This window comes from Micromonospora marincola (assembly GCF_056150385.1).
Genome location: NZ_JAXCFT010000005.1, coordinates 117254 through 136505, shown reverse-complemented (window position 1 = coordinate 136505; position 19252 = coordinate 117254). Strand labels below are relative to the sequence as shown.

The window sequence follows — 19252 nt, the reverse complement described above, 5'->3', positions numbered from 1 at the left end:
GATCACCGGACGCCGGGGGGAGGCGATAGCGATCTGATAGCGGATCGACAGCGCCCGCGCCCAGAATCATTCCGGTTGTCGGTGACGGCATCCGACGGGGGCGGTGCGCCTGGCCGGCCGCGAGGCTGGTCAGGCGCACCGATGTCGATGCACGGCGGACGCGCCGAGGGGCGCCCGGGAAGATCCCCGGGCGCCCCTCGGTGTACGTCGGCGGGTCAGCGGCGGCCGACGGTGAGCACCGGCTTGGTGACCTCGGCGAAGAAGTCGTTGCCCTTGTCGTCGACCACGATGAAGGCGGGGAAGTCCTCCACCTCGATCTTCCAGACCGCCTCCATGCCCAGCTCGGCGTATTCGAGCACCTCGACATGCTTGATGCAGTCCTGGGCGAGACGGGCCGCCGGGCCGCCGATGGAGCCGAGGTAGAACCCGCCGTAGGCGTGGCAGGAACGGGTCACCTGAGCGGACCGGTTGCCCTTGGCCAGCATCACCATCGAACCGCCGGCCGCCTGGAACTTCTCCACGTAGGCGTCCATCCGGCCGGCCGTGGTGGGGCCGAACGAACCGGACGCGTACCCCTCCGGGGTCTTGGCCGGGCCGGCGTAGTAGACCGCGTGGTCGCGCAGGTAGTGCGGCATCGGCTCACCGGCGTCCAGCCGCTCGGCGATCTTCGCGTGCGCGATGTCACGGGCGACGACGAGCGGGCCGGTCAGCGACAGCCGCGTCTTCACCGGGTATTTCGACAGCTCGGCCCGGATCTCGGCCATCGGCCGGTTCAGGTCGACGCGGACGACCTCCTCGGTCTCCAGCGCCTCGTCGGTGACGTCGGGCAGGAACCGCGCCGGGTCGGTTTCGAGTCGTTCCAGCCACACGCCCGACGGGGTGATCTTGGCAACCGCCTGACGGTCGGCGGAACAGGAGACCGCGATGGCGACCGGGCAGGAGGCGCCGTGCCGGGGCAGCCGGACCACCCGCACGTCGTGGCAGAAGTAGCGGCCACCGAACTGCGCGCCGATGCCGAAGTTGCGGGTCAGCTCCAGCACCTCGGCCTCCAACTCCAGGTCACGGAAGCCGTGTGCGCTCATCGAACCCCGGGTGGGCAGCGCGTCCAGGTATTTCGCGGACGCGTACTTGGCGGTCTTCAACGCGTATTCCGCGGAGGTGCCGCCGATGACGATCGCCAGATGGTAGGGCGGGCAGGCGGCGGTGCCGATCAGCCGCAGCTTCTCCTCCAGGAACTGCATCATCCGCGTCGGATTCAACAGCGCCTTGGTCTCCTGGTAGAGGTACGACTTGTTGGCCGAACCGCCGCCCTTGGCCATGAAGAGGAACTTGTACGCGTCGGGGTGACCGTCCGGGTCCTCGGCGTACAGCTCCACCTGCGCCGGCAGGTTGCTGCCGGTGTTCCGCTCGTCCCACATGGTCAGCGGCGCGAGCTGCGAGTAGCGCAGGTTGAGCCGGGTGTACGCCTGGTAGACGCCGCGCGAGATCGCCTCCGCGTCGGCGCCGTCGGTGAGCACGTGCCGGCCACGCTTGCCCATCACGATCGCGGTGCCGGTGTCCTGGCACATCGGCAGCACGCCACCGGCCGCGATGTTGGCGTTGCGCAGCAGGTCGAGCGCGACGAACCGATCATTCGGCGAGGCCGCCGGATCGTCGATGATCGACCGGAGCTGGGCCAGGTGGGCCGGGCGCAGGAAGTGGGCGATGTCGTGCATGGCCTCGGCGGTCAAGGCGGTGAGCGCGGCGGGTTCCACGGTGAGGAACCGGCGGCCACCCGGGCCGTTTACGACGTCCACGCCCTCGTCGGTGACCAGGCGGTATTCCGTCTGGTCCGGACCGGTCGGCAACAGGGGCGCGTACGAGAATGCGGCGGCACTGCTCATGACCGAAAAGCCTAGGGCAGAGCGATCGATCGGTGACACCCGCCGGTGGGTCGTGGGACGCCCATCTCACCGCGCGTCCCACCGCGCGTCACTTCCCGTCGACGCAAAGCTCCCGCTTCGGCCCGCAACTGCCCTGGTCGCTCGGGGGGCGCCAGGTGTCAGCCGGGTCGGGCGCCGGCACCGCACCCTGATCCGGCCGGGACACCCCGGCGGCGGTGGCGCCCCAGCGGACGTACCCGATCTCCCGCCCCTCCCCGATGATCATGCCGTTCGGGCCGACCGCCAGGGCGTTCGCCGAGGTACGCAGCTCGACCAGCACCCGGCCCTGGCGAGGCTCGACCGCGACCAGCCGGGACGGCTTCTCCTCACTGATCACCACCGCGTACGGGGTGAGCGCCGCGCCACTCTTGGTGCCCGCCGGCCGGGTCCACCTGGTCCGGTCGGCCGACAGCTCGCGGCCGAGCAGCAAGTCCTTGCCGGCGCTGCGCACCACCGCGTACCTGTCGTCGACGGTGAGCAACTTCTCGCCCTCCGCGCCGACCTGGAGCGGCCGACCGTCGTAGCCGTCGAGCACCGCCTCGCGGCCGTCCGGGGCCACCCCGATGAGCACGTTGCGGGCGCCCTGCGGATCCTCCCGCTGCACGCAGCCGGCGGAGTCCGCGGTGCGCAGGTTGACCCCGGCCCGCCGCCACACCTGCTGGCCGGTGGCCGGGTCGACGGCGGTGATGACGAAGTAGCAGCTCCCGTCGCGGGAGGTCGCCGCGATCCGGAGCAGCCGGCCACCGACCACGGACAGCCGCTCGTCGCGCCCGGGCTGGACGTTCTGGAGCACCCGGCCGGTCGCGGTGTCGAGCACGTGCACCCGGCCGTCGACCGGGAAACCCAGCAGCGGCGGGACCGACTCCGGCCCGGCCACCTCGCCGTCGATCCGGTTCGCGTCCAGCCGGCGGGTGCCGCGCAGCTCCGGGTTGTCGGCGAGCACACCGCTGTGTACGCCGGGCAGGAAGGCGGTCCACAACGGAGCGTTGCCGCGCGGATCCCAGGCCCGCAACGTGCAGTCGGTGGGCTCCACGCAGTAGGCGTCGAGCAGCAGGTTCCGGTAGGTCCAGACGGCGATCGCGCGATCGTCGCGGCGACGGGTCACCCCGGTCACCGGGTCGAGCACCTCGTACCCCTTGTTCAGCAGCTTGCCCACGGCGACGACCGACTCGCGTCCGCTGCCGGCCACCGCGGACCAGTCGGCCTTGCGCTCCCAGAGCTGGCTGCCGTCGGCGAGGTTGCGCGCCTCGATCCGGGTGCGCTGCTCCACGATCACGGTGTCGCCGGCGATCGTGACGCTGCGTGGGGTGCCGCCGACGCGCTGCTGCCAGAGCACGTCCGGCTCGGAGATCGGCTTGCTCCGGTCGACCCAGTCCCACAGGCCGGGGAAGGGGTTCCAGACACCTGTCGCGGCGAGCACGACCACGGTGATGAGCCCGAGCAGCAACCAGCCGCGTGCGCCTAGGCCCTTCACACCCGACACCGTAGCGACGATCACCGCTCCCCCGGGCTCCGCGCGGGGCGTGTCGCGCCGCTTCTTGCGCGGCCTCAGGTGTTAAGAGGGGGCCCCGCCTCTACCGGATGCGTTAAGCGGGGCCCCTTCCTTCGCCGCGGGCCGCGGAGCGGACCAGCGGCAGCGTGCGGTAGGGGATCTGTTCGGCAAGCGCGATGATGGTGGAGGCGCGCCGGATGCCCTCCGAGGCGACGATCTGGTCGATGACCCGTTGGAGGTCGGTGTTCGACCGGGCCACGATGCGGCACAGCAGGTCGCTGGAACCGGTGATGGTGTGTGCCTCCAACACCTCCGGGATGGCGGCCAGGTGCGCGGTGACCTGGTCGTGGCCGTGCCGCTGGCTGATCTCCAGGGTGACGAAGCTGGTCACCCCGAAGCCGATCGCGGCCGGCGAGATGTCCGGCCCGAACCCGCCCACCACGCCGCGGCCCACCAGCTTGTCCAGCCGTGCCTGGACCGTGCCCCGCGCCACGCCGAGCCGCCGTGAGCACTCCAGCACCCCGATCCGGGGCTCCTCCGCGAGCAGTTCGATCAAGCGAGCGTCCAGCTCGTCGAGCTGTACATCCTGATCAGTGTTCATGGTGGTCAACCGTACCGAATGCACAACCTGACCAGGAATTTCGTCAACTGTTGCCCAACCGGAGGCGGTCCGGCGATGCTCGCCGGACACGCACACCCACGGCGGCCCACGAGGCCGGCCGGTACGCGAGGGAGGCCACCATGACCCAGGCGATCGACCGACCCCAGCCCACCGAGGAGGCCGACGCCGACGTTCTCGTCGGCGCCGTCGACCACGACATCAGCCGGGACCCGTTCCCGGTCCGGGGCCTCGACCACCTGCACTTCCTGGTCGGCAACGCCAAGCAGGCGGCGCACTACTACTCCACCGCCTACGGCATGACCTGCGTGGCCTACCGGGGCCCGGAGCAGGGCTACCGCGACCACGCGCAGTACGTGCTGACAAGCGGCTCGGCCCGGTTCGTGCTGACCGGCGTGGTCCGCCCGGGCGCCGACGGCGCGGAGCACGTGGCCGCGCACAGCGACGGCATCTCCGACATCGCGCTTGAGGTGCCGGACGTGGACGCCGCGTACGCGCACGCCACCGCGCAGGGCGCGACCGGCCTGCTCGACCCGCACGACGTCAGCGACGAGCACGGCACCGTCCGGATCGCGTCCGTCGCCGCGTACGGGGACACCCGGCACACGCTCGTCGACAGGTCCCGCTACACCGGCCCGTTCCTGCCCGGCTTCGTCGCCCGCGGCCCGATCGTGGACCGGCAGCCGATGATCGACGCCGGCCTCCAGCCGAAGCGCTTCTTCCAGGCCGTCGACCACGTGGTCGGCAACGTCGAACTGGGCCGGATGGACGAGTGGGTCGAGTTCTACAAGCGGGTCATGGGCTTCACCAACATGGCCGAGTTCGTCGGCGACGACATTGCCACCGACTACTCCGCGCTGATGAGCAAGGTGGTCGCCAGCGGCACCCGCAAGGTGAAGTTCCCGCTCAACGAGCCGGCGGTGGCCCGCAAGAAGTCGCAGATCGACGAGTATCTGGAGTTCTACCAGGGCCCCGGCGCCCAGCACGTCGCGGTGGCCACCAACGACATCCTGGCGAGCGTGGACGCCATGCGGGCGGCCGGCGTGGAGTTCCTGGACACCCCGGACTCCTACTACCAGGACCCGGAGCTGCGCGCCCGCATCGGCAACGTGCGGGTGCCGATCGAGGAGCTTCAGTCCCGCAAGATCCTGGTGGACCGGGACGAGGACGGCTACCTGCTCCAGATCTTCACCAAGCCGGTGCAGGACCGTCCCACCGTCTTCTTCGAGCTGATCGAGCGGCACGGCTCCCTCGGCTTCGGCAAGGGCAACTTCAAGGCCCTGTTCGAGGCGATCGAGCGGGAGCAGGAGAAGCGCGGCAATCTGTGACACTGTCCGCGTGACCCAGCCTCCCCCGAACACGACGCCGCCGCCCGCCGGGCCCCCGCCCCCGGGCGGCGGCGTCGCGCCGCCGTCCGGTCCGGCGGTGCCCGCGCAGCACACCCCGCCGACGTACGCCGACCTGCCCGGCTACCCGTCGCCCCCACCCGGGTACGCCCCGTACGCGGCGTTCGCCCCGCCCCCGGTGGCGCCGGACGGGCAGCCGCTTGCGAGCTTCGGCGACCGACTGCTGGCCTGGCTGATCGACACCGCCGTGGCGTCGGCCGTGGCCATGGTCGTCTTCCTGCCGGTCCTCTTCCTGATCGTCTTCCGGATGATCGACGACCTGGAGCGGGCCGGCCCGGACGGGCCCGACCCGGACGCGTTCCTGACCGACTTCTTCCTGCCGCTGCTGGCCGTCGAGTTCGGCCTCCTGCTGCTGCTTTTTGTCTTCTACTGGCTCTACCACGTCGAGTACGCCCGCCGGACCGGGCAGACGCTCGGCAAGAAGGTGATGAAGCTGCGGATCGTTCCGGCGCGGCCCGGCGCGACGCTTACCCGCGGCATGCTCGGCAAGCGCTGGCTCGTCGAGTTCGTCGCCGGCTCGCTCGTGCCGTTCCTCAACTACCTCGACGGGTTCTGGCAGCTCTGGGACAAGCCCTGGCAGCAGTGCCTGCACGACAAGTTCGCCGGCACGGTCGTCGTTAAGGTTGGTCCGTGACTTTGAACGAGCACAGCGAGGCACGTCGGTGAGTGTGGAACCCGGCTGGTACGTCGACCCTGCCGAACCGGAGACCCGCCGGTGGTGGGACGGGGAGGGCTGGATCGGCGCGCCGATCCCGGTCGACGTCACCCCGCCCGACGGTCCCCCGCCCGCCGAGCCCGAGCCCGAGCCGGCCGCCCCGGCGCCGGCCTCCGGCGCGGCCGGCGCCCCCGCCACCGGGGCCCCGCCGTTCGGCACACCGGGCCAGGCCGGGCAGCCGGGCCAGGCCGGGCCGTGGTCGGGACAACAACCCGGGCAGCCGGCGCAGCCGGGACCGGGCGGAGCCTGGTCGGGACAGGCCGGGCAGCAGGGGCCGCCGCCGGGCTGGCCCTACCCGCAATGGCCGGGCCGACCGCCCGTCCCGCGCCCGCACGGTCTGCCGCTCGCCTCGTACGGCGCCCGACTGGTGGCCCGCCTGATCGACTTCGGCGTGGTGTTCCTGCTCAACGTCCTGGTCAACGGTTGGTTCATCTGGCGCTACTTCGAGGCGGTCGAGCCCTACCTGCGGGAGACGATGCGCCGGGCGTTGAACGGGGACACCTCCACCGAGGGGCTGCCCCAGATCGACGACCAGGCCGGCGGGCTCCAGGTCGTCATCCTGCTCATCGCCACCGCGCTCTGGTTCGCGTACGAGGTCCCGTCGATGGCGGCGCGCGGGCAGACCTTCGGCAAGCGGGTGGCCCGGGTACGCGCGCTGCCGGTCGAGACGGACCAGCCGCTCGGCTTCGGCCGGGCCTTCCGGCGGTGGAGCACGCTCGGCCTGCCCACGCTGCTCTGGTACTGCTGCGGGCTCGGCCTGCTGTTCCAGTTCGTCGACGCCGTCTCCCCGCTGTTCGACCAACCGCTGCGCCAGGCGCTGCACGACAAGCGGGCGCAGACCGTGGTGGTCCAGCTCCCCCGCGCCCGGCCCGACGCCCCCACCACCCCGCGCGACCGCGCCGACCCCCCGGGAGAATCCCCATGACCGAGACCGGACGTCACCAGCCCGCGCTGCGGCTCACCCGCGCCGACCTGGACGCGCTGCCGAACTACGTGCCCGGCCGCAGCCCCGCCGACCTGGCCCGGGAGCTGGGCCTGGCCGAGGCGATCAAGCTCGCCAGCAACGAGGTGCCGTACGGCCCGCTGCCGGGCGTGGTGGAGGCGGTCGCCGAGGCCGTCGCCGGGTCGCACCGCTACCCCGACATGGGTGTGGTGGCGCTGCGCCAGGCCCTCGCCGAGCGCTACGGCGTGGACGCCGACCGGATCGCCACCGGCTGCGGTTCGGTGGCGCTCGCCGAGCACCTGGTGCGGGCCACCTGCCTGCCCGGCGACGAGCTGATCTACTCGTGGCGCTCCTTCGAGGCGTACCCGATCATCGCGGCGACGAGCGGCGCGACAAGCGTGCGCGTGCCGAACGACGCCGGGCACGGGCACGACCTGGCCGCGATGGCGGCGGCGGTGACCGACCGGACCCGAATGATCCTGGTCTGCAACCCGAACAACCCCACCGGTACGGCGGTGCGCAAGGCCGAGCTGGACCGCTTCCTCGACGCGGTGCCGGACGACGTGCTCGTGGTGATCGACGAGGCGTACCGGGAGTTCGTCACCGACGCCGAGGTGCCCGACGGTCTCAGCTACCTGGACCGGCCGAACGTGGCGGTGCTGCGCACGCTGTCCAAGGCGTGGGGCCTGGCCGGCCTGCGGATCGGCTGGCTGGTCGCCGCGCCGGCGGTGGCCGCCGCCGTCCGCAAGGTGGTCACCCCGTTCTCCACGAGCACGGCCGCGCAGGCCGGCGCGCTTGCCGCGCTGGCACAGGCCGACGAGGTGCGGCGGCGCTGCGCGCTCGTGGTGGCCGAGCGGGACCGGGTCACCGAGGCGTTGCGCAAGTTCGTGCCGGACGTGCCGGAGAGCCAGGCCAACTTCGTGTGGCTGCCGCTCGGCGAGCGGGCCGTGGAGTTCGGCAGGGCGTGCGAGGCGCGCGGCGTGATCGTCCGGCCGTTCCCCGGCGACGGGGTGCGGGTCACCATCGGCACCCCGGCCGAGAACGACGCGTTCCTCGCCGCCGCCGAGGCTTGAGGAGGGGCCCCTTCTTAACGCCTGGCGTCGAGAAGGGGCCCCCTCTCACCGGCCCGGAGGCGTCAGGTGGCGGCTAGCAGCACCGGCTCGGCCATCAGGAACCAGCCCTGGTCGTCGTCCTCGGGGGTGGCGTCCTCCCGGACCCGCTCCACGGCGACGTAGCCGCTCACCGCGTACGCGCGGCCCGGTTGCCAGCCGATCCCGTCCCGCCCGACGTCGAGCACGAACTCCGACCGGGTCGCGCCGGTAAGCGGATCGAGCGTGACCAGTTCCCGCCGGTCGGTAAGCAGGTGCACCCGGCCCGGCTCCACCGCGAGCACCCGGGCCGGGTGGATGTCCGCCCGGCGCCACAGCTCCTCACCCGTGCGCGCGGACCGTCCGGTCACCACCGGACCGGACGTGTCCACCACTCGCTCGCCGTCAAGCACCGAGTCCGGACCGTCCAGGCCCGGCGCGGCCGTCGGCTCGCCGGGATCCGTCACCAGCCAGCCCCGGCTGTTCTCGCCGCCCGGCCCGGCGGTACGCAGGCCACGGCACCCGGAGTGCCCGTCGCGACAGCCGGCCGGGGTGACCACGAGCCGGTCCAGCGCGTCCGGCGGTCGCCAGCGGGTCCGCACCACACCTGTCGTCGCGTCCCGCAGCTCGACCGCGGCCGGCCCGCCGCAGTTGTCCACCCCGACCATCTCGCCGCTCGCGGTGCTGCCCACGTCGACCCGGCAGCCACGGCCGACGTCGGCGCGCCAGAGCCGGCGGCCGTCGGCCAGGGCGTATCCGGCGACCGCGCCCGGACCGGCGGCGAGCAGCACGTCGCGCCCGTCGGCGGCGCGGGCCACGTGCAGGCCGGCGGGCTCCCAGACCGTGGCGGCGAAGGTCCGTCGGGGCTCCGGCACCGACGCCGGCTCCGGGCCGTCGGCGCGCCAGGACACCCGTCCGGTACGCGCGTCGAGCGCCACCAGCTTCCCGTCGGACCAGCGGCTGACCACAGTCGTGCCCTCGGCGAGCACCCCGACGAGCGTCGCCGGCCAACGCCGGTAGGACCAGAACGGGGTGACCCGGTGCCGGCCGGTGACCGGCTGGTCGGCGTACACCTGGCGGGTGCCCGTGTAGACGCGGAGCCGGCCGTCCACGACAAGCGGCGCCACCGGCAGCCGCCCGATCACCCCGCCGGTCGGCGCGGGCAGTGCCGGGTAGGGATCCCGGGCCACGGTTTCGACCTCGGCCGGCGCCAGCACCCGGGCGACCACGGCGACCGACGCCGCGACGACAAGCACCGCCACCAGCGCCACCACGGCCCGCCGCCTGCCGGCCTTCGCCATCCGCCACCTCCGCCCCGGCACCCTACCGGCCGGGTCCCGGGCGCGACCCGTTCGCCCGCCCCAAGGCGTCCGGCTTCCAAATCAAGCTTTGGGTGCGTTTGTTGTCGCTCTGGCAACCACAGGTGCACCCAAAGCGCGACGCCGGACGGCACGGACGGCGACGCCATCCGGTCGTCCTTCACCGGCACGGACGGCTGCACAGTTGGGCGGCGCGGCGAGCGGTCGGAGCGCCTCAGGCGGCCTCGGCGGAGCGGGACGGGCCGGCGGCCACGGCCAGGTCGGCCAGGTCACGCCGGAGCGCGCCCTCCACCGCCCGGGCGGCCAGGCCGCCGAGGATCAGCGCCAGGACCCGCCCGTACGGCCGGGTCGGCACCGCCTGCTGCTCGACCGTGACCTCGGTGCAGCCGCGCCGCCGCCGCTCGACCGTGCGCAGCGTCCAGGTGATCCGGTAGTCGACGCCGGAACCGCGCGAGCCGAGCACCAGTCGGCGCGGCGCGACCGCCTCGACCACCTCGAACTCCTCCGGCTCGGCCCCGCCGTCCGGCCGGACCCGGGTCTCCCGCCAGATGGCGCCGGGGGCGAACCCACCGGCGGAGAGCACCTCGACCGCGCCCACCGCGGACAGCCAGTCGGCGCGGGCCGGGAGGTCGGTCAGCAGGCGCCACAGATCGGCGTCCCGCGCCTCGATGTTAGCGGAAACGGTAACCGTCGACATGGCACCTCCCGTGTCGTCCACGGTACGGGCCGTCACCGGTCCCGTGGAGCCCCGTGGCGACATTTCCACCACCGGCACCCCGGTCGGGGCGCCGGCGTTCCCGTGGATCGGTCAGCCCCGGAAGACGTCGCCCCGCAGCGCCGCGACGAACGCGGACCAGCCCGGCGGGCTCACCGCGAGCGCCGGACCCTCCGGGTCCTTCGAGTCGCGTACGCCCACCACGCCGTGCGCGGCGACCACATTTGTGGCCACCTCGACGCAGAGGCCCTGATCGTTGGAGCGGCTGCTGGTGCGCCATAGAGCGCCGGTCAACTCGGTCATGCTCGGTCCTTCCTGTTTCTCTTCCTCGTACGTCCCGGACCGGCACCGCCCGGGCGCACTCGATCCGCGTCGATAAACGCACAAGGAAGCGGCCCCGATCGCACACCTGGTGCGATCGGGGCCGTCGTTCGGCAGGTGGATCTCAGCGGGCCGGGAGGATCGTCCCGGTGACCTCGCCGAGCGCGACAGTGGTGCCGTTCGGGCCGGGCGCGGTGGCGGTGATCGTCACCGTGTCGCCGTCCTCCAGGAAGGTCCGCTGGCTGCCGTCGGCGAACTTCACCGGCTCGGTCCCGCCCCAGGTGAGTTCCAGGAACGAGCCGACCTGGTCGCGTTCCGGACCGGAGACGGTGCCGGAGGCGTAGAGGTCGCCGGTGCGCAGCGACGCCCCGTTGACGGTGAGGTGGGCGAGCTGCTGGGCCGGGGTCCAGTACATGGTGGCGAACGGCGGTTCGGCCACCCGCTCGCCGTTCCACTCGACCGACAACGTCAGGTCCAGCCCGAGGCGCGGGGTGTCCCGCAGGTATTCCTGCACCGGCGGGTCCTGGTCCGGCGCGGGCACGAACGCGCCGGCGAGCGCCTCCAGCGGCGTGACCCAGCCGGAGACCGAGGTGGCGAACGACTTGCCGAGGAACGGGCCGAGCGGCTGGTACTCCCAGGCCTGGATGTCCCGGGCCGACCAGTCGTTGACGAGCACCACACCGAACACGTGGTCGGCGAAGTCGGTCACCGGCACCCGCTCGCCGAGCCGGCTCGGCACGCCGACCACGAAGCCGACCTCGGCCTCGATGTCCAGGCGCACCGAGGCGCCAGTGGTGGGGCCCTGCGCGCTGGCCCGCTGACCGGTCGGGCGGACCACCGGAGTGCCGGAGACGATCACCGTGCCGGCCCGGCCGTGGTAGCCGATCGGCACGTGCTTCCAGTTCGGCAGCAGCGGCGGCTGGCCGGGCCGGAAGATCTGCCCGACGTTCCCGGCGTGGTGCTCCGAGGAGTAGAAGTCGACGTAGTCCGCCACCTCGAACGGGAGCAGCAGCTCGACCTCGCGCACCGGCACCAGCAGCGGCTCCACCGCCGGCCGGTGGGCCGGGTCGGTGAGCAGCTCGGTGATCCGCTCCCGGACGGCGGTCCACTGCGGCCGGCCGAGCGCCAGGAAGGCGTTGAGCGTGTGTCGGCCCAGCGCGCCGCCGGCCAGCACCAGCCCGGCCGCCTCGGCGCCGGCCAGGTCGAGCACGGAGTCGCCGATCCGGACGCCGATCCGCGGCTCGCCCTCGCCGTGCCGGAACACGCCGTACGGCAGGTTCGTCACCCCGTACGGCGAACCCGCCGCCCCCTCAACCCACGTCATGCCGTGCTGGCCGGGCATGCCCTCACGGCCCTCGCTTCGCTCGGTGCGTTCGCTCATGCCGTGCTGGCCGGGCATGCCCTCACGGCCCTCGCTTCGCTCGGTGCGTTCGCTCATGCCTCGAAGCCTCCGTTCACCAGCCCCAGCCGGATCAGATCGGTAAGTGGTTCGGAGATGCTGCACGAGCCGTACCCGACCCAGAGCGGGCGCCGCGTCTCGCGCCCGGCCCGGGCCGGCTCGACCACGCGCACCGCGTCGGTGGCGGCCAGCAGCTCGGCCACCGCGTCCACCTCGGCGCCCTCGACGGCGGCCAGCGTGGCGGCCAGCACGTTGACGAAGCCGTGGTGGGTGAAGCCGGTCTCCGGGTCGCGGTGCCGGATCGCGTGGTGCAGCCCGGCGGTGAGCTTGAACGGCAGGTCGCGTTCCCGGCAGGCGCAGATCACCGCGGCCAGCTCGACAGGCGTGGGGAACAGCTCGGCGGCGAGCCCGCCGGTGCGGAACTTGGCCGCCACCGGCAGGCCGTCGGCCCGTGCCCGCGCGAGCGCGTCGAGCGCGCCCATCAGGCCGAACGTCAGCGGGATCTCGGCGTAGACGGCGGTGCCGTCGAGCCGGCCGGCGAGCGCGACCAACTCGGCCACGCCGGGCTGCGGGTCCTCGCCGCGCTTGGCGACCGGGGCCTCGACCTGCCGGGCGGTGACGCCGTCCGGTGGGAGGAACGACAGCGCGAAGGGCAGTTGATCGAGGCCGGTGTCCCCGATCAACCCGATGACGAGGCCCGGGGCGGCCAGGCCGCTCAGCGCGCCGCGGACGATCTCCGAGGCGGGTAGCAGCAGCGGGCCGACGAGGCCGGCGTACCAGGCGTCGCGGTGCCGGCGGTGCGCGGTCACCGCGTCGGGCAGCGCGGCGTTGCCGGGCGGGAAGACCGCGGCGTCGTCGACCAGGCCGGTGAGGAGGCGGGGCACCTGCGTTGACACGAGACAAGAATGTACGGGACGCTACGAGGAACGGACAACAGCGTCCGATTATCGGACGCCGCCGGCCGGCAACGGGACATAACGGGAGGCGAAATGCCCTACTACCGCAGCGTGGGCGAGGTGCCCCGCAAGCGCCACACCCAGTTCCGGCAGCCCGACGGCACGCTCTACGCGGAGGAACTGGTCGGCCAGGAGGGCTTCTCCTCCGACTCGTCGCTGCTCTACCACAGGCACGCGCCGACCGCGATCCTCGCCGCCGAGGAGTACGCCCCACCCACAGTCACCCGCGTGCCGAACCTGCCGCTCAAGCCCCGCCACCTGCGTACCCACAAACTCGACGGCGCCGGCGCGGACCCGGTGCTCGGCCGGCGGTACCTGCTCGCCAACGACGACGTCCGGATCGCGTACGTGCAGGCCGACCGGCCCTCGCCGCTGTTCCGCGACGCCACCGGCGACCACTGCCTCTACCTGGAATCCGGCTCGCTGCGGGTGGAGTCGCCGTTCGGCGTGCTCGACGCGGTGGCCGGCGACTACGTGGTCATCCCCACCTCGACCATCCACCGCCTGGTGCCGACCGGCGACGAGCCGACCCGGCTGCTCGCCGTCGAGGCGGCCGGCCACATCGGCCCGCCCAAGCGCTACCTCTCCGTCCGGGGGCAGTTCCTGGAGCACTCGCCCTACTGCGAGCGCGACGTCCGGGGACCGGACACCCCGCTGCTCGTCGACGGCGAAGAGGTCGAGGTGCTCGTGAAGCACCGTCGTGGTTGGACGAGGTACGTCTACGCGCACCACCCGTTCGACGTGGTCGGCTGGGACGGGCACCTGTACCCGTGGGCGTTCTCCATCCACGACTTCGAGCCGATCACCGGGCGGATCCACCAGCCGCCGCCGGTGCACCAGACGTTCCAGGGCCCGAACTTCGTGATCTGCTCGTTCGTGCCGCGCAAGGTCGACTACCACCCGGCCGCCATCCCGGTGCCGTACAACCACCACAACGTCGACTCCGACGAGATGCTTTTCTACACCGGCGGCAACTACGAGGCCCGGCGCGGCTCCGGCATCGAGCAGGGCTCGATCTCGCTGCACCCGTCCGGCTTCACCCACGGCCCGCAGCCGGGTGCCGCCGAACGGTCGATCGGCGCGGACTTCTTCGACGAGCTGGCGGTCATGGTGGACACGTTCCGCCCGCTCGACCTCTGCGACGCCGGCACCGCCTGCGAGGACGACGGCTACGCCTGGACCTGGGCGCGCAAGCCCTGACGCTCCTACCCTCGGCGGAACGCGGTGAACCAGGCGAACACCGTGACCGTGATCGCCCCCACCAACGGCCACGGGCCGCCGGTCAGCGCGTACCCGGCCAGCAGCAGCGGCCCGGCGGCCGACGCGTACACCGCCGGGGCCAGGCCGCGCGACATGGCGTCCCGCAGCCCGGGCGACCGGGCCGCCGGCAGCCCCGCCAACACGCCGACCCCGACCGCCACCAGCACCGCGAGCAGCCGGGACGCGCCCGACGCGACCGGGGCCAGCCCGGCGGCAAGCAGCGTGGCGGCAAGCGACCAGCCGGCCGCGGACAGCACCAGCCGGCGCAGGCCGTCGTCGGCGGACCGGACCGGATCGGGCCCGGCCGGCGAGATCTCGGCCACCTCGGTCAGGTGCTCAAGCGTCTCCGCGTAGCGACGGCGCTCCAGCCGGGCCACCCCCGGGTCCTGCCCCGCCCCGGCCAGCTCCGGATCCAGCCGCAGCGCCTCGCGGTAGGCCCGTTCGGCGAGGTCGAACAGCTCCAGCCGGACCGAGACCAGGCCGAGCACGAGGTGGGCCTCCGGCTCGTCCGGGGTCAGCTCGACCCCCCGCCAGGCCGCGTCGAGCGCCGGCTGCCCGTTGCGCGCGGCGGAGAGGATCGCGGCGGCGCTGCGCTGCGCGTACGGGTCGGTCGGGCCGAGCGCCAGGATCTCGTCCGCGGTGCTCGCCGCGGCCTTCCAGTGCTCCTGGTCGAGCAGCGCGAGCCCGCGTACCACGAGCGCCGGCACGTCGCCCGGTGCCGCCGCCAGCGCCGCCTCGGCCCCCGCAAGCGCCTCGGCGGGACGGTCCGCGGCGAGCTGCATCCGGGCTCGCATGGTCAACGCGCCCAGGTGTGCGGGCTCCGTCGCGATCAACGCGGTGAGTTCGCCGATGCCCTCGTCGTAGCGGCCCAGCTCGGCGAGGAGGTGGGCACGCTGGAGGAAGCCGTCGGCGGCGGACTGGTCGGGGGCGGCGTCACTCGGCATCCCGGCGAGCGTAACCGGCCCGCCCCACCTCGCGTCCACAGCGCCGCCGCTCAGGCGCTGCGGCAGGGCGCGTCCGCCCGGCCCCCGCAGGTCCCGAGACTGCACCAGCGGCGTCTGCCGCTCTCGTCGAGGAACAACCACCCGCAGCGTTCGTCGGGGCAGACCCGGACGGTGAACCGACTCGCGTCGGCGAGCAACTGGGCGCCGCTGAACGCGGCGGCGTACAGGGGCAGCCGCAACCCGGCGGCGAGGGATACCCACCAGCGCCCGCGCCCCTCGCCCTCGCGCCGGAACACCAGGGTCCGGACGGCCGCCTCGGCGGTCCGGGCGACCACGTCGAACGCCCGTCGGTCGGCCGGCTCGACCAGGCTGGCGTAGAGGGCGGCCCGAAACGTACGGACCTCGGCGAGCACCGTCTCCGCCGTGTCGGGGTCGCGCCGGGCCAGGTGCAGCAGGCGGTTCACGGACACCTCGTCGGCCAGCCCGACGTGCCCCGCCCAGACGGCAAGCGTCCGGTAGCCGCGCAGCCACTCGGCCCCGGGCAGCGGGGATTCGAGTCCCCACCCGGCGTAGGTGTTGCAGAAGTCGAGGGCGGGATGACCGCCGACACTCCAGGGCAGGGCCTCGTCGCGGACCCGCACCTCGTACGCGGGCCGACCCACCCGGTCGAGCCGGTCGTCCCCGGCCAGGACGCGGCGGCGCACCTCACGCAGCCGCGACCCCGGCTCGACGCCGAAGTCCGCCAGGAGCAACTCCCGGGTCGTGCGGTAGAGCCGCAGCGCGTCGGCCCGCCGCGCGCCCCGGTACAGGGCGGTCATCAGCACAGCCACCAGTTGTTCCCGGGTCGGATGCCGGGCGGCCAGGGGCATCAGCTCGGCGATCACCCGGCCGTGCCGGCCCAGCGCGAGCTGAGCCTCGGCACGCAGTTCCACCGCCACCAGGCGGAGTTCCGCCCACGGGCCGTGCAGGCGGTCGCGGAGTTCGCCGTCCGCCTCGGCGGCGAGCAGCGGCCCCCGCCAGAGCGCGAGCCCGCGGTCGAGCAGCCGCACCCGCTCGGCGGGGTCGGCGACGCCACCTGCCGCCCGGACCAGTTCGCCGAACTCGTCGACGTCGACGCGATGCCCGTCGCCCTCGACGACGTAACCCTCACCTCGGGTGCTGATCCGCACCCCGTACGGGTTCAGTGCGCCCCGCAACCGACCGATGTACGTCTGCACCGCACCGCGCGCCCCGGCCGGGGGCCGGCCGTTCCAGAGCAGGTCGATGAGGCGGTCGGTCGGCACCACCGCACCCGCGTCGAGCAGCAGCAGCCCCAGCAGGCAGCGCTCCTGGCGTCGGCTGCCGATCTCGACGGGCCGGCCGTCATGGCGGGCCTCGAACGGCCCGAGCAGGCGGAACTCCATACCAACCAGGACGAGCCAGCCGGGGCCGGCGGTTGTCAGCCGGCGGTGAGCCGGTGGTCGGGCACCTCGGCGTCCGGGTCCGGGCACGGGGCGGATGGGGCCGGCGGCGAGTTCGACACGGTGAGCCGGTGGTGAGCCACATTGCTGAGGCTGATCCCGTCCCGACAAGTGACCCGGACGGAGTGATCATGCGTGTCAACAGGATGAGCGTCGCGGTGGCGGCGCTGTTGGCGGTGGTTGTCGCGGCCCAGCCCGGCCCGGCGAGCGCCGCCGGCAACGGGCGCGGCCCCGGCGCCTGGGTGCCGGCGCCCCAGGAGGCGTTCGAGATGCCCGCCGGCACCCGGTGCGAGTTCGCGGTGCGGGTGGAGCCGATCATCGACGAGGTGCGGAAACTGACCCTGGAGACCTATCCGGACGGCTCACCCAAGCGGGAACTGTTCACCGGCGCCCTCATCGACCGGGTGACGAACCTGGAGACCGGGGCCACCTCCACCGCGGATGCGAGCGGCACCTCGCTCGTCGTCTACCGCACCGACGGATCGATGACCTGGTACGTCTCCGGTCCGGTGCTGCTCGGCTTCCGGGAGAACGCCGGCTCGCTGCCGAAGGGGCTGTGGGTCGTCGACGGTCAGTTCCGGGTGGCGTTCGCCGCCAACTTCGACAAGACCATCACGATGCTCCACGGCACGACCCACAACGTGTGCACAGACGTCGACTGACTGCCGGCGCGGCGACCGGCGCGCCCGGTCGCCGCGTCACCGCGTCGGCGCCTCGTACACGAGCGCCACCGCGATGCCGGCCAGCCCTTCCCCACGCCCGGTGAAGCCGAGGCCGTCGGTGGTCGCCGCGGAGACCGTGACCGGCGCGCCGACCGCCTCGGAGAGCACCCGCTGCGCCTCGTCCCGACGCGGCCCGATCTTGGGCCGGTTGCCGACCACCTGGACGGAGACGTTGCCGATCGCGAAGCCGGCCGCCCGCACCCGGCGTGCGCTCTCGGTCAGCAGCGCCACCCCGGAGGCGCCCGCCCACTCCGGCTGGTCCACCCCGAAGTTGGCGCCCAGGTCGCCGAGCCCGGCGGCGGAGAGCAGCGCGTTGCAGGCGGCGTGCGCCACCACGTCGGCGTCCGAGTGGCCGGCCAGGCCGTCCTGGCCGGGCCAGTGCAGGCCGGCGACCCAGCAGGGCCGCCCGGCCGCGAACGCGTGCACGTCGGTGCCGACGGCCACCAGAGGAACGATCATGACCCGAGCGTACGCGCGGCCCCGTCACCCGGCGTTGCCGGCGCGACCCACGTTGACCAAGGAGTTCACGTCACGATGCGAGGTCGCGGTTGACAGAAACTCCTTGATCAACGCGGTCAGGGCCGAGTGAGAGCAGTGGCCAGGAGGTGTTCGGCCAAGGTCAGGTCGAACGGGCGGGTGATCTTCATGGCCAGCTCGGAGCCGGGTACGCAGAACACCGCGACGCCCTGCTTCTCGACCAGGCCGGCGTCGTCGGTGAGTGGATCGCCGGCCGCCCGGTGCGCGGCAGCAAGCACCGGCCGGCGGAAGCCCTGCGGCGTCTGCACGGCCCGGAGGGCCGCCCGGTCGACGGTGCCGAGCACCCGCCCGGCGGCGTCGACCTCCTTGATCGTGTCGACCACCGGCAGCACCGGGATCACCGCGTCGTGCCCGTCCCGGACCGCTGCGGCGACCGACTCGACCAGCTCGGGCGGGGTCAGCGCCCGGGCCGCGTCGTGCACCAGGACGATCTCCGGCCCGGCCGGCACGGCGGCGAGCGCTGCCGCGACGGACGCCTGCCGCTCGGCGCCGCCGGGCACCACCGTCACCGGTGCCACCGGCGCGAGCAGCGCCCGCACCGACTCGACGTCGGCGGCCGGCGCGGCGACCACGATCGTGTGCACGGACGGCGCGGCGGCGATCCGCCGGACGGCGTGCACCAGCAGGGGCTCCCCGGCGAGCGGTCGGAGCGCCTTGGGAGCGCCCGGGCCGAGGCGTACCCCGGCACCTGCCGCAGGAACGAGGACCGCGACGTCACCGCGCGGATTGAGCTGCGCGGTCACGTCGCGGTCCTCGGTTTTCGTTCGCTGCGGTGCGGGTAGAGGCAGTGGTGCGGATCAGGCCTCGGTCAGCACCTTGTCGAGCAGCGTCTCCGCCTCGTCCTTGGTGCTCTTCTCGGCCAGTGCGACCTCGCCCACAAGGATGTCACGGGCCTTGGCGAGCATGCGCTTCTCGCCCGCCGACAGGCCCCGCTCCCGCTCCCGGCGCCACAGGTCGCGGACGACCTCGGCCACCTTCAGCGGGTTACCGGAGGCCAGCTTCTCCAGATTCGCCTTGTAACGCCGCGACCAGTTGGTCGGCTCCTCGGTGTGCGGTGCACGGAGCACGTCGAAGACCTTGCCCAGGCCCTCTTCGCCGACCACCTCGCGCACACCCACGATCTCGGCGTTCTCGGCGGGCACCCGGACCGTCAGGTCACCCTGCGCGACCCTCAGGACGAGGTATTCCCTGGGCTCGCCCTTGATGACCCGAGTCTCGATTGCCTCGATGAGTGCGGCCCCGTGGTGGGGGTAAACAACGGTCTCGCCGACACTGAAAACCATAGGTTCGAAACCCCTTTCGCTGTGTCTAGGGTAACACGCTCAGGCACCGATGTCTCACCGCTGTCCTGATCGTTGGCGCAGCTCAGGGGCCCTGTGAGAGGTATTTCTTCGGCTTGACAGGAGCTCAAGTCGATGGTTTCAACACGCTCCG

19 protein-coding genes are annotated in these 19252 nt (G+C 73.1%); 6 read left to right on the top strand and 13 right to left on the bottom strand.

Annotated features, from left to right (window positions below; all coding sequences use genetic code 11):
• Positions 1 to 215: 215 nt before the first annotated feature.
• The 3 genes from SM450_RS14120 to SM450_RS14110 form a co-directional block, all read right to left on the bottom strand.
• Positions 216 to 1883: a fumarate hydratase gene (locus SM450_RS14120; RefSeq protein ID WP_474620189.1), complete on the bottom strand. Its 1668-nt coding sequence runs from the start codon at positions 1881 to 1883 to the stop codon at positions 216 to 218.
• Positions 1884 to 1971: 88 nt separating this feature from the next.
• Positions 1972 to 3405: an outer membrane protein assembly factor BamB family protein gene (locus SM450_RS14115; RefSeq protein ID WP_474620188.1), complete on the bottom strand. Its 1434-nt coding sequence runs from the start codon at positions 3403 to 3405 to the stop codon at positions 1972 to 1974.
• A 103-nt stretch (positions 3406 to 3508) separates the two neighbouring features.
• The gene (locus SM450_RS14110; RefSeq protein ID WP_474620187.1) at positions 3509 to 4015 is read right to left on the bottom strand and encodes an Lrp/AsnC family transcriptional regulator; all 507 of its coding nucleotides are present in this window, start codon (positions 4013 to 4015) and stop codon (positions 3509 to 3511) included.
• A 140-nt stretch (positions 4016 to 4155) separates the two neighbouring features.
• On the opposite strand from SM450_RS14110, the gene hppD reads away from it, so the two are divergent.
• From hppD to hisC, 4 genes are read left to right on the top strand one after another with little or no spacing between them, the layout of a single operon-like run.
• On the top strand, positions 4156 to 5361 hold the full coding sequence (gene hppD / locus SM450_RS14105) for a 4-hydroxyphenylpyruvate dioxygenase (RefSeq protein ID WP_474620186.1): 1206 nt from the start codon (positions 4156 to 4158) through the stop codon (positions 5359 to 5361).
• A 10-nt stretch (positions 5362 to 5371) separates the two neighbouring features.
• Positions 5372 to 6073, top strand: a complete 702-nt coding sequence (locus tag SM450_RS14100; RefSeq protein ID WP_474620185.1) for an RDD family protein — start codon at positions 5372 to 5374, stop codon at positions 6071 to 6073.
• 28 nt (positions 6074 to 6101) lie between these two features.
• Positions 6102 to 7079 (top strand): RDD family protein, encoded by a 978-nt coding sequence (locus SM450_RS14095; protein WP_474620184.1) that lies wholly within the window; start codon positions 6102 to 6104, stop codon positions 7077 to 7079.
• Complete coding sequence (gene hisC / locus SM450_RS14090; RefSeq protein WP_474620183.1) at positions 7076 to 8170, top strand: histidinol-phosphate transaminase; 1095 nt, start codon at positions 7076 to 7078, stop codon at positions 8168 to 8170. Before SM450_RS14095 ends, hisC begins: the two co-directional genes overlap by 4 nt.
• Positions 8171 to 8232: 62 nt before the next feature.
• Here the strand turns inward: hisC and SM450_RS14085 are convergent, their stop codons facing one another.
• The 5 genes from SM450_RS14085 to SM450_RS14065 form a co-directional block, all read right to left on the bottom strand.
• Positions 8233 to 9486, bottom strand: coding sequence for an outer membrane protein assembly factor BamB family protein (locus tag SM450_RS14085; protein ID WP_474620182.1), 1254 nt, complete (start codon positions 9484 to 9486; stop codon positions 8233 to 8235).
• Between the two features lie 232 nt (positions 9487 to 9718).
• On the bottom strand, positions 9719 to 10201 hold the full coding sequence (locus SM450_RS14080; protein WP_474620181.1) for an SRPBCC family protein: 483 nt from the start codon (positions 10199 to 10201) through the stop codon (positions 9719 to 9721).
• A 111-nt stretch (positions 10202 to 10312) separates the two neighbouring features.
• Positions 10313 to 10522, bottom strand: coding sequence for a DUF397 domain-containing protein (locus SM450_RS14075; protein ID WP_474620180.1), 210 nt, complete (start codon positions 10520 to 10522; stop codon positions 10313 to 10315).
• Positions 10523 to 10664: 142 nt separating this feature from the next.
• Entirely contained in the window at positions 10665 to 11864 is a 1200-nt protein-coding gene (fahA, locus tag SM450_RS14070) for a fumarylacetoacetase (protein ID WP_474620461.1), read from the bottom strand.
• A 110-nt stretch (positions 11865 to 11974) separates the two neighbouring features.
• Complete coding sequence (locus tag SM450_RS14065; RefSeq protein ID WP_474620179.1) at positions 11975 to 12835, bottom strand: hypothetical protein; 861 nt, start codon at positions 12833 to 12835, stop codon at positions 11975 to 11977.
• A 93-nt stretch (positions 12836 to 12928) separates the two neighbouring features.
• Here SM450_RS14065 and SM450_RS14060 point away from each other — a divergent pair, with 93 nt between their 5' ends.
• Positions 12929 to 14095: a homogentisate 1,2-dioxygenase gene (locus SM450_RS14060; protein WP_474620178.1), complete on the top strand. Its 1167-nt coding sequence runs from the start codon at positions 12929 to 12931 to the stop codon at positions 14093 to 14095.
• A 5-nt stretch (positions 14096 to 14100) separates the two neighbouring features.
• On the opposite strand, the gene SM450_RS14055 is transcribed toward SM450_RS14060, so the two are convergent.
• Together SM450_RS14055 and SM450_RS14050 are read right to left on the bottom strand one after the other, a co-directional pair.
• Positions 14101 to 15099, bottom strand: coding sequence for a tetratricopeptide repeat protein (locus SM450_RS14055; RefSeq protein ID WP_474620177.1), 999 nt, complete (start codon positions 15097 to 15099; stop codon positions 14101 to 14103).
• Positions 15100 to 15149: 50 nt separating this feature from the next.
• Positions 15150 to 16502: an AfsR/SARP family transcriptional regulator gene (locus SM450_RS14050; protein ID WP_474620176.1), complete on the bottom strand. Its 1353-nt coding sequence runs from the start codon at positions 16500 to 16502 to the stop codon at positions 15150 to 15152.
• A 188-nt stretch (positions 16503 to 16690) separates the two neighbouring features.
• Here SM450_RS14050 and SM450_RS14045 point away from each other — a divergent pair, with 188 nt between their 5' ends.
• A complete protein-coding gene (locus SM450_RS14045; protein WP_474620175.1) occupies positions 16691 to 17221 on the top strand; it encodes a hypothetical protein in 531 nt (176 codons plus the stop codon).
• A gap of 36 nt (positions 17222 to 17257) precedes the next feature.
• Here SM450_RS14045 and ispF read toward each other — a convergent pair whose 3' ends face one another.
• From ispF to SM450_RS14030, 3 genes are all read right to left on the bottom strand, one after another.
• Positions 17258 to 17740 (bottom strand): 2-C-methyl-D-erythritol 2,4-cyclodiphosphate synthase, encoded by a 483-nt coding sequence (gene ispF / locus SM450_RS14040; protein ID WP_474620174.1) that lies wholly within the window; start codon positions 17738 to 17740, stop codon positions 17258 to 17260.
• A gap of 116 nt (positions 17741 to 17856) precedes the next feature.
• The gene (gene ispD, locus SM450_RS14035) at positions 17857 to 18561 is read right to left on the bottom strand and encodes a 2-C-methyl-D-erythritol 4-phosphate cytidylyltransferase (RefSeq protein ID WP_474620173.1); all 705 of its coding nucleotides are present in this window, start codon (positions 18559 to 18561) and stop codon (positions 17857 to 17859) included.
• A gap of 54 nt (positions 18562 to 18615) precedes the next feature.
• Positions 18616 to 19101, bottom strand: a complete 486-nt coding sequence (locus SM450_RS14030; RefSeq protein ID WP_013288937.1) for a CarD family transcriptional regulator — start codon at positions 19099 to 19101, stop codon at positions 18616 to 18618.
• Positions 19102 to 19252 lie beyond the last annotated feature (151 nt).